This is a genomic window from Caballeronia sp. (assembly GCF_049581465.1).
Lineage (GTDB): Bacteria > Pseudomonadota > Gammaproteobacteria > Burkholderiales > Burkholderiaceae > Caballeronia.
The window spans coordinates 1-2,553 of the sequence record NZ_JBAUSA010001309.1; the positions used below are offsets into that span (position 1 = coordinate 1).

Genomic DNA, 2,553 nt, shown 5'->3' on the forward strand with positions numbered 1-2,553 from the left:
CTCCACGAGGAACCCCTCAAACTGTCCCAATCAACCGGTACCCCACCCCGGTTTCCGTCACGATGTATTCCGGCTGTGCGGCGTCACGTTCCAATTTCTGCCTCAAATGCGCCATATAAATGCGCAAATAATGATGGCTCTCCACGTGCGACGGACCCCACACGTCGCGTAGCAATTGGCGGTGTGTCAACACGCGGCCCGCGTGCCGTACAAGCGTGGAAAGCAGCCGATATTCAATCGGCGTCAAATGCACGGCGACCCCCGCGCGAGTGACCTGCCGCAAGCTCATATCGATCATGACATCGCCAAATCTCACCTGCGCCGATTCACTCGATCCCGCCTGATTGCGGCGCCTCAAATGCGCACGAATCCGTGCCATCAACTCCGAAACGCCAAACGGCTTGGTCAGGTAATCGTCGGCGCCAGCGTCAAGCGCCGCAACCTTCTCCTCCTCCTGCGTGCGCGCCGACAATACAATCACCGGCAACTCGGTCCAGCTTCTCAACTCGCGAATAACATCGAGACCATCAGTATCGGGGAGCCCAAGATCCACTATCACAAGATCAGGCTTGCGCGTGGCCGCTTCCACCAAGCCCTGCTTGCCGGTTTCAGCCTCGTACACGGTAATGCCTTCCGCTTCCAGCGAAACACGCACGAAACGGCGAATCTGCTTTTCGTCCTCAATCAGCACGACGGTTACAGTAGGATCGCTCATAAGGCTTATGAAGTTTTCGTTGCAGGTAAAGGGAGTTCGGCTTCGTCGGGAAAACTCGGTACGGACGGCGCGGCATCGACTGGCAGCGTGAACCAGAACCGCGCCCCGTGCGCCGGTAAGCGCGGGAGCTTTTCAACGAGCCCATCCAGCGGTTCATCCGGCCGCGAATCCGGCCGCGCATCCACCCGATTCGCCGCGCCGATTGTACCGCCGTGTGCTTTCACAATAGCCTTGCAGAGCGACAGCCCAAGCCCGATACCGGGCTTCGACGACTCCTTCTCCCCGCGCACGAATTTCTCGAACACGCGCTCCTCCATGCCGGCCGGCAATCCAGGACCCGTATCGTCGATGAAAACCCGCACGAACGCCTTGTCATCCACATCGATACGCTCGGCGCCAATCGATAATGCCGACCCCGACGGCGTGTATTTCGCGGCGTTCTCCAGTAAGTTGGAAAAGAGACGCTCCATCAGCACGGCATCGAGTCGAAGAAATGGCAGGCTGGCAGGCAAATGCACCTCGATGGGATGGTCGGCCAAAACGCGCCGGCACGCGCGCAACGCCGCCCCCACGGTCTCTTCGAGCAACGACCATTGCCGGTTCAGCCGCACGCTGCCGGCCTGCAAACGCGCCATATCGAGCAGGTTTGTGACGATGCCCGTCATGCGTAGCGATTCTTCATGGATAGCGTCGATCAACTCCGCGTTCTCCGGCTTGCGCGTATCGCCATCAGCTTCCACGAGCATCGACGCAAATCCGACGATGGACGTGAGCGGCGTACGCAAATCGTGCGAGATCGCCGATAGCAGCGAATTGCGCAGGCGCTCCGATTCCATGCTGACCACCGCATCGCGTGCAATATCGACGTAATGCACGCGTTCGAGTGCAAGCGCGATCTGGGCGGCGAACGCGTCGAGCATGCGCTTCTGCTCGGGAATATCGAGTTCATTGAGCTCGCGCGTAAGCACCGTCAGCACGCCGCGCGTTCGCACTGGCGCCTTGAGCGGCAGGTACAGCGCGGTCGCGGCGGGCAGTGTGTCGGTGCCGCGGCCCGCCGGCTTCTGCTGATCGTAGACCCACTGGCCGACATCGAGATCGAGCGCGGGTTCGTCGAGTTGCGCCGCGGCCGATGTGACTTCCGGGGCGTCGAGCGTCCGGCGGACCTTATCGGTCGAATCCGGCAACAGCACAGCGACCCGCGCGCGAAACACTTCGCTCACGTGGCGGATGCCAATCTCCACGATCTGCCCGGCCGTCAGCGCTGCGCCGAGTTCGCCCGACATCGCGTACATCACGCTGGTGCGGCGCTCGCGCTTGCTCGCTACGCTCGCCTCGCGCCGCAAGCTCGACGTGAGATGGCTGATGACCAGCGACGTCAGCAACATACCGGCGAAGGTCAACAGGTATTGACTATCAGCGACGGACAGCGACATGCGCGGCGGGACGAAGAAGAAATCGAATGCCGCCACGCCCAGAAACGAAAGTAGTACGCCCGGACCGCGCCCAACTCGCGCCGCCGTGAAAATCACGCCGATCAAATAAAGCATCACGAGATTGGCGAGATCGAGCCGTTCGCTGACCAGACTGGCGATCAGGGTGATCACGGCGCAAGTGCCGATGGCGTAGACGTAACCGCGCAGTGGCGTGCGCTGCTCGCGCAATAGAATCGATGCATTACGCCAGTCGGGCGTGTCGGGATGGCCGCCGTCGTTGTCGGGCTCACGCGCGCGAATCAGCGTGAGATCGAGATCGCCCGCCTGTTCGGCCAGCCGCTCGCCGAACGGCCGATGCAACCAGCGGCCGATACCGCGTCGCGCGGATGCGCCCGCGACTAGCTT

2 protein-coding genes are annotated in these 2,553 nt (G+C 61.7%); both read right to left on the minus strand.

Annotated features, from left to right (window positions below; genetic code table 11):
- Positions 1-16: 16 nt before the first annotated feature.
- A complete protein-coding gene (gene kdpE, locus WCA53_RS31740) occupies positions 17-715 on the minus strand; it encodes a two-component system response regulator KdpE (RefSeq protein WP_423921040.1) in 699 nt (232 codons plus the stop codon).
- A 5-nt stretch (positions 716-720) separates the two neighbouring features.
- Positions 721-2,553 (minus strand): DUF4118 domain-containing protein (locus WCA53_RS31745; RefSeq protein WP_423921043.1); only part of this gene is annotated, 1,833 nt, incomplete at its 5' end.